The sequence below is a fragment of the Paraburkholderia podalyriae genome (assembly GCF_014397785.1).
GTDB classification, from domain to species: Bacteria; Pseudomonadota; Gammaproteobacteria; order Burkholderiales; family Burkholderiaceae; genus Paraburkholderia; species Paraburkholderia podalyriae.
Map to the genome: position 1 here is coordinate 1 of NZ_VZQQ01000136.1, position 6,351 is coordinate 6,351.

Here is a 6,351-nt window from a genome sequence, read left to right on the forward strand (position 1 = left end):
CGCCGATGGAATATTTGCTCGCCTGGCGCATGGCACTCGCGAAGGACCTGCTGCGTCGTCATGAAGGCCGCATCGCCGAGATTGCGCAGCGCGTCGGCTACAGTTCAGCCAGCACCTTCAGCGTCGCTTTCACGCGGCACGTCGGTCGGCCGCCCACGCAGTATGCGCGCGACGTGCAGGCGGTCGCGAACGGCGCATGAGGCGGCTCAAACAGGCTGTTCTCAGATGTGGACGCGCGTTCCTATGCGATCCGCACTCACCAGGAATGTCCGTTATCGAGACCGCTACAGCCCATCGAATGTCCGGCGTCTACGGCCGATGGATGACCGCAGGTGGCCGAAGGACTACAGCCTGTCCGCGAGCGTCCCCCTTGAAATCCGCGAAGAACCATAAAGTAGCCGCCAAGAAGTTTCGCCTAGCGGTGAACGACGTCGGAGTACGGGGGCGGGACAGAAAGCCTTTTGAACGCTCACCGATTCGCCGGCACCGCCGCGATCCCATCCAGCAGCGCCTGATAAAACGCTTGCGGGTCCTGCATCTGCGGCGCGTGCCCCAACCCCGCGAATTCGACGAGGGTTGCATGCGGAATCGCTTTCGCGGCCGCCTTGCCGAACCCCGGATAATGGCCGAGCTTCGCACGCACTTCCGGCGGCGCAGCGTCCTTGCCGATCGCGTTGGTGTCCTTCTGCCCGATCAGCAGCAGCGTCGGCATCCGCAACTGGCTCAATTCATCATAAACAGGCTGCGTGCTGGCGTGTCGACTATAAACAATCCACGGAAAGCGCCGAAAGGCTTGCCAGTCTTCTTTCGGTATTCACACGTGCCTTCGTTGCACCGCTAAATTCGCGCACGAATCGTTCATGCTGAACCAGCGGGCCGAATCTCGGAGGATCACGCCATGTGCCATCAGGGGTGCCGTCAATCAAGGGATTTTTTCGTACGCCAAGCGCTCAGGGCGTGCGTCCCGAGCGTCCCTGATCGACCCGGAACGGACGTATGCGGTTGCGAGAGATCAAAGACCGCTCTCAACGGCTCTCCGGCCATTCGGTTTCCTGTTTGCTCGCCATTGGGCGAATCCCATGCGAGGTCCAATAGTCGTTCGGCGCTTTGAGTGTTACAACAGATCTCTTCTGTTAGACCGGCGGGTCTTTCTTGACGTCGGAAGTTGCGCAGAGCTCGCAGCGATGATGTCTGACACGCGGCAAGCGCTACACTCCGGCACTCACGGGTGTCGAGGTTTTTCGTTGTGAAGCGATGCGCTCGCGCATTCCGGAATCAAGGCCATTGCATCGTTAATGCGACGGTTAATGCGACGCGCGCTGGTAGCCACTTCCATGCGGTGAAGTGGCCCGAGCCGGGCATCCTCATTCAGACGTCAGTCAGCTGTATCAGCGCATGCCGCCGCCATTGGGCGACGAGCTCGGGGGCTGCGCCTGACACGCGGCGGGCCGGGCGCGCCCTGTCCGACCGCGCGTGCGCGGGCGTAGAATTGCAGCACGTCAGGCAACAGGGGCGGCACGGTGAAACCAGTCATGCTGCGCTGGCTGCGCACCCTGATTCCAGCGATTGCTCTGGTGTGGATGTCTTGCGGCATTCACGCGGCCGACGATTTTGCGCCCCTTCGTGCGAAAATGATCAACGACATCGCGGATCTCACGGCCGAAACCTTCGCCGCAACCGGCAGACCCGCCATCGATCCGCGCGTGCTCGACGCGATGGACCAGGTGCCCCGCCACCAGTTCGTCCGGCCTGGCGAGGAGCGCGACGCCTACGAGAACCGGCCGCTTCCCATCGGCTATGGCCAGACCATTTCGCAGCCGTACATTGTCGCGCTGATGACCGACCTGATGATGATCAAGCCCACTGATGTCGTGCTGGAGGTCGGCACCGGCTCCGGGTACCAGGCGGCGATCCTCTCGACACTCGCGCGAGTAGTATATACGATCGAAATCATCGAGCCTTTGGGCAAGGTGGCACAGGAGCGCCTGCAGCGGCTCGCGTACAAGCGGGTGAACACCACGGTGGGAGACGGCTATTACGGGTGGGAAGCCCACGCACCCTACGACGCCATCATCGTCACGGCCGCCGCGAGCCATGTCCCTCCTGCTCTCGTGCGGCAGTTGAAGCCGGGCGGCAGGATTGTCATTCCGGTAGGCGCGCCGTTTCTGACACAGTATCTGCTGCTGATCACGAAGGCGAACGACGGGACCGTCTCCACCCGACAGATTCTGCCCGTCAGCTTCGTGCCGCTCGTCGGGCACTGATTCTGCGCGGGAATCAGGCGACGCAAAGGGACAACGCGCCCCCCATCAGCATGGGCTAAGCGTCCCCGTCCTCCACCCCCTTCAGGTACACGCAATCATGCCCGCCGCGCCGTTGTTCGCCCTCTCCCTGCTCTCGGCCGCAGTGCTTGCTTACGAGCTCCTGTTGATGCGACTCTTTTCGATCATTCAATGGCATCACTTCGCGTACATGATGATCAGCGTCGCCCTGCTGGGTTACGGAGCAGCCGGCGCGATGGTTGCGCTGGCGCAACGCTGGCTCGCGCCCCGGTTCGCAGCCGTGTTCGTCGGCAGCGCATTTCTGTTCGGCGTTCTTTCGGTTGCCTCGTTCGCTTTCGCTCAGCGTGTCGCGTTCAACCCGCTGGAGATTCTGTGGGATCCGCGCGAACCTTTGCGCCTGCTCCTGATCTATCTGCTCCTCTTCGTTCCTTTCTTTTGCGCCGCGACCAGCGTCTGTCTCACGTTCACGCGGTTCAACGATCAGATTCCCCGCATTTACAGTTTCGACATCGGCGGGGCGGGCTTGGGCAGCATCGCAATCATTGGCGTGCTATTCGCGCTCCGGCCACTGGATGCGCTACGGTTACTGGGTGCTGCGGGCATTGCGGCAGCGGCGCTGGCATGTGTCGAATGCCGCTGGCACCGGCCGTGGTTGCCGGCCCTGTTGCTCGGCGCCGCGACCGTGTTGGCCGTCGGCCTGCCGCGCGACTGGCTCGCATTGCGGCCGTCGGAGTACAAGGAATTGAGCCAGGCCCTGCGCATCAAGGACGCGCACGTGGTCGCCGAAAGCTCGAGCCCGCTGGGTCTCGTCACGGTGGTGGAGAGCCCCTTGATTCCTTTCCGGCATGCGCCCGGGCTGAGCCTCAACGCGACGATGGAGCCGCCGCCGCAACTCGGCGTGTTTACCGACGGCGACGGACTGTCCGCGCTCAATCGCTATGACGGACGGCGGGAACCGCTCGGTTACCTTGACTATCTGACCTCCGCGCTTCCTTATCATTTGCTGCGGCGGCCCAAAGTCCTCGTGCTTGGCAGCGGCGCTGGAGTCGACGTATTGCAGGCGCTGTACCACGAAGCGAGCGCAATCGACGCGGTAGAACTGAATCCGCAGATAGTCGACGCGGTGCAGCGCCGCTTCGCCGATTTTTCCGGCAAGCCTTACAGCGCATCCAACGTTCGCATGATGATCGGCGAAGCGCGGGGTTTCGTCGCCGCGAGCAGCGAGCGCTACGATCTCATCCAGGTCGCTTTGCTGGATTCGTTCAGCGCCTCCTCGGCCGGCCTTTACGCACTTTCCGAGAGTTACCTGTACACCGTGCAGGCGTTTCAGGACTATCTGCGCCATCTCAACCCGGGTGGCATGCTGGCGATCACGCGCTGGGTCACGCTGCCCCCGCGCGACGTCCTGAAGCTGTTTGCGACGGGTGTCCTGGCGATGGAGAGCACCGGCGTGACGCAACCGTTTCGTCGGCTCGTGCTGATCCGCGGCTGGAATACCGCGACGCTGCTGGTCAAGAACGGCGAGTTCGATGACGCGGACATCGCCGCGCTGGGCACCTTCTGCCGCGCCCGTTCGTTCGACGTCGGATACTACCCGGGGATGCAGGCCGACGAAGCGAATCGCTACAATGTGCTTGAAAGACCCTACTTCTTCGAAGCCGCGCGCGCTCTGCTGAGCCCCGGGCGAGACACGTTCTGGGCACGCTACAAGTTCGACGTCCGCCCCGCCACGGACGACAAGCCGTACTTCTTTCACTTCTTCAAATGGCGGTCGCTGCCTGAGTTTCTCGCGTTGAAGGGGCGAGGTGGCCTGCCCTTGCTGGAATGGGGCTATCCGGTACTGATCGCGACGCTGCTTCAGGCCACGTTGACGGCCATGGCATTGATCCTCTTTCCTCTCTGGGTAATGACGCGCCGCCAGCGCACGGCGCATGGTTCGCCGCTCTTAAAGGCTACCTCCCGCGGTAACGCCGCTGCTTCGGTGGCGGCGATTTCCGGATGTAGGGTCGCGATATATTTCGTCGCGATCGGCTTCGCCTTCATGTTCATCGAAATCGCGTTCATCCAGAAGTTCATCCTGCTCCTGAGTCACCCGCTCTACGCTGTCGCCGTCGTGCTATGCGCGTTCCTTTCGTTCGCGGGACTTGGAAGCCGGTACACGCAACACCTGCAGGGCCGCGAGGCGCTCCTGGCCGGCTACGCGCCGCAGCCGTGCAAGAACACGAATCGCTGGTCGGTCGCGGCGACGGCCATCGGTGCGATCTCCGCCATCTCGTCCTTCTACCTGCTTGTGCTCCCCGCTCTGTTCCCGTTGCTGATCCCGCTATCCGATCCGGCCAGGATCGTGATCGCCGTGCTGCTCGTCGCGCCGCTCGCGTTTGCGATGGGGATGCCCTTTCCGCTGGGGCTCAGCCGCGTTGCTGCCGGCGCCGAAATGCTCGTGCCGTGGGCCTGGGGCGTCAACGCGTGCACTTCCGTGATGGCTGCGGTTCTGGCGACGGTACTGGCAATTCATCTGGGCTTTACCGCAGTGGTCGTGATAGCGGTCTTGCTCTATCTTGCTGCGGCGGCTGCCTATCCTTGATCCGGCATGATCCGGTTTGATTCGGCGTGGTTTCCAACGGGCCCGCGTGCTCCCGAGCAGGATTGGACTCACCGCATGCCGGGTCCGGCGGGCGTGAGCGACGCGACGCTCGCTGCGAGCCCGAGCGTCACGGCAGCCATGCGGCCATAGTCGAGCGTCGCGGGGACGTCGTGCGCGGTATGGTAGTGTGGGTTGCGCAGGTACGCGGTGTCCGTGACCATCACAGCCGGAAAGCCTTCGCGCCAAAAAGTTGAGTGATCGCTCAGCGCGACGCCCGGCACCCACCACGGCAACGCCGCGCGTTGCAGCGGAAAATCCGACGAGGCCTGAAACGCGTTGGTTAGCCATCTCAGTCGCTGCGCCGAGCGAAGGTTGGAAACGAAGCCGATGAAATTACCGCTTGACGGATAGAAGCATCGCAGCAGCGGCGGATACGCCTGGGTGCCTGGCTCGTCCCGGTAGTAGTCCAGCATCTCGATGCGACAGCATCAGGCGAATGCGATCCCCGCGCAGACGTGCCGCCCTCGCATACCGCAGGCTTCCCATGTCGCGGCGGAAGAAGAACGGCGCCTCCTCATTCACGAACGCGACACAGCGTATGGAGTACTGGGGCGCAAACGCCTGAAGCAGGAACATCGTCTCGAGCAGCGCCGCGACGCCGCTGGCGTTGTCGTCGGCCCCCGGACTGCCGGGCACCGTGTCGTAATGCGCACCCAGTACGATGATTTCGTCAGGCTCAAGACAGCTTGGCAGCGCCGCCTCGACGTTCGCGCACTGGACGCCCCGTACCAGATACTTTTGGCGCGTCACCGCACAGCCACGTATCGCCCATTGCCGTTCGATATAGTCGGCAGCAGCGTGCAGCGCAGCGGGGCGGAGCACGTTGCGCACGCCAATGTCTCCAGCAAGGATGTTCACATGGCGTTGCAACGCCGCAGTCAGGTCGGACACGCTCGGAGTCCGCATACGACTTCCTCCGCACACGTCGTGATCGACTCGAAGCTGGACCGGTTGCAGCTGGGCGGTTCGGTGTGTGTCGACGCGTGCGATGCGCGGATTTCCGCTCGCCCGCCCACGGTCACGGTCACAGTAAAAGCGTCGTGTCGCCGCTCGATGGTTTCAGCCTAGCTGTCAGCCGCGAGAATTCAAGGCTCAATGCGTGCGTGGATGCGGACCGATAACGTTTTTCAATCGAGACTGGCGACGGATATTCTGGCTGACGGGATCTCTCGCCCACCGTCACGCTGAAGCGGAAGTGCTCAATTCAGGTTCCGCGGGCGTCTGGTGCCGCCCGTGAATGAGCCGATGCCTATATCACGCAATGGTTAAGGGAGCCGATTCGATGCCTGAACAAATTACCAAGGCAGTATGACTTTCCGTGAGGCAGGGGCTGGCCAGCCGTGACGAATCAGACGCGGGTTAGCATTGCTGCCAGAGCCGCACGGTGTGGACAGCGCCACACCCGGCGATTTCCGGCACGGAGGC

General features: G+C 62.8%; 5 protein-coding genes and 1 pseudogene. 3 read left to right on the plus strand and 3 right to left on the minus strand.

Annotation, left to right across the window (positions count from 1 at the left end):
* Positions 1 to 200: helix-turn-helix transcriptional regulator (locus tag F6X42_RS41290; protein WP_187639536.1), on the plus strand; the 200-nt coding region annotated here is incomplete at its 5' end.
* Positions 201 to 469: 269 nt separating this feature from the next.
* On the opposite strand, the pseudogene F6X42_RS41295 reads toward F6X42_RS41290, so the two are convergent.
* Positions 470 to 748 (minus strand): annotated as a pseudogene (locus tag F6X42_RS41295) (alpha/beta fold hydrolase); the annotation flags it as partial.
* A gap of 784 nt (positions 749 to 1,532) precedes the next feature.
* On the opposite strand from F6X42_RS41295, the gene F6X42_RS41300 reads away from it, so the two are divergent.
* Together F6X42_RS41300 and F6X42_RS41305 are read left to right on the plus strand one after the other, a co-directional pair.
* Positions 1,533 to 2,264, plus strand: coding sequence for a protein-L-isoaspartate(D-aspartate) O-methyltransferase (locus F6X42_RS41300; protein WP_187639537.1), 732 nt, complete (start codon positions 1,533 to 1,535; stop codon positions 2,262 to 2,264).
* 97 nt (positions 2,265 to 2,361) lie between these two features.
* The gene (locus F6X42_RS41305) at positions 2,362 to 4,866 is read left to right on the plus strand and encodes a spermine/spermidine synthase domain-containing protein (protein WP_187639538.1); all 2,505 of its coding nucleotides are present in this window, start codon (positions 2,362 to 2,364) and stop codon (positions 4,864 to 4,866) included.
* A gap of 68 nt (positions 4,867 to 4,934) precedes the next feature.
* Here the strand turns inward: F6X42_RS41305 and F6X42_RS43625 are convergent, their stop codons facing one another.
* Together F6X42_RS43625 and F6X42_RS43630 are read right to left on the minus strand one after the other, a co-directional pair.
* The gene (locus F6X42_RS43625) at positions 4,935 to 5,159 is read right to left on the minus strand and encodes a M28 family peptidase (RefSeq protein ID WP_222945911.1); all 225 of its coding nucleotides are present in this window, start codon (positions 5,157 to 5,159) and stop codon (positions 4,935 to 4,937) included.
* 100 nt (positions 5,160 to 5,259) lie between these two features.
* Positions 5,260 to 5,817 (minus strand): M28 family peptidase, encoded by a 558-nt coding sequence (locus F6X42_RS43630; protein WP_222945912.1) that lies wholly within the window; start codon positions 5,815 to 5,817, stop codon positions 5,260 to 5,262.
* Between the last annotated feature and the right edge of the window lie 534 nt (positions 5,818 to 6,351).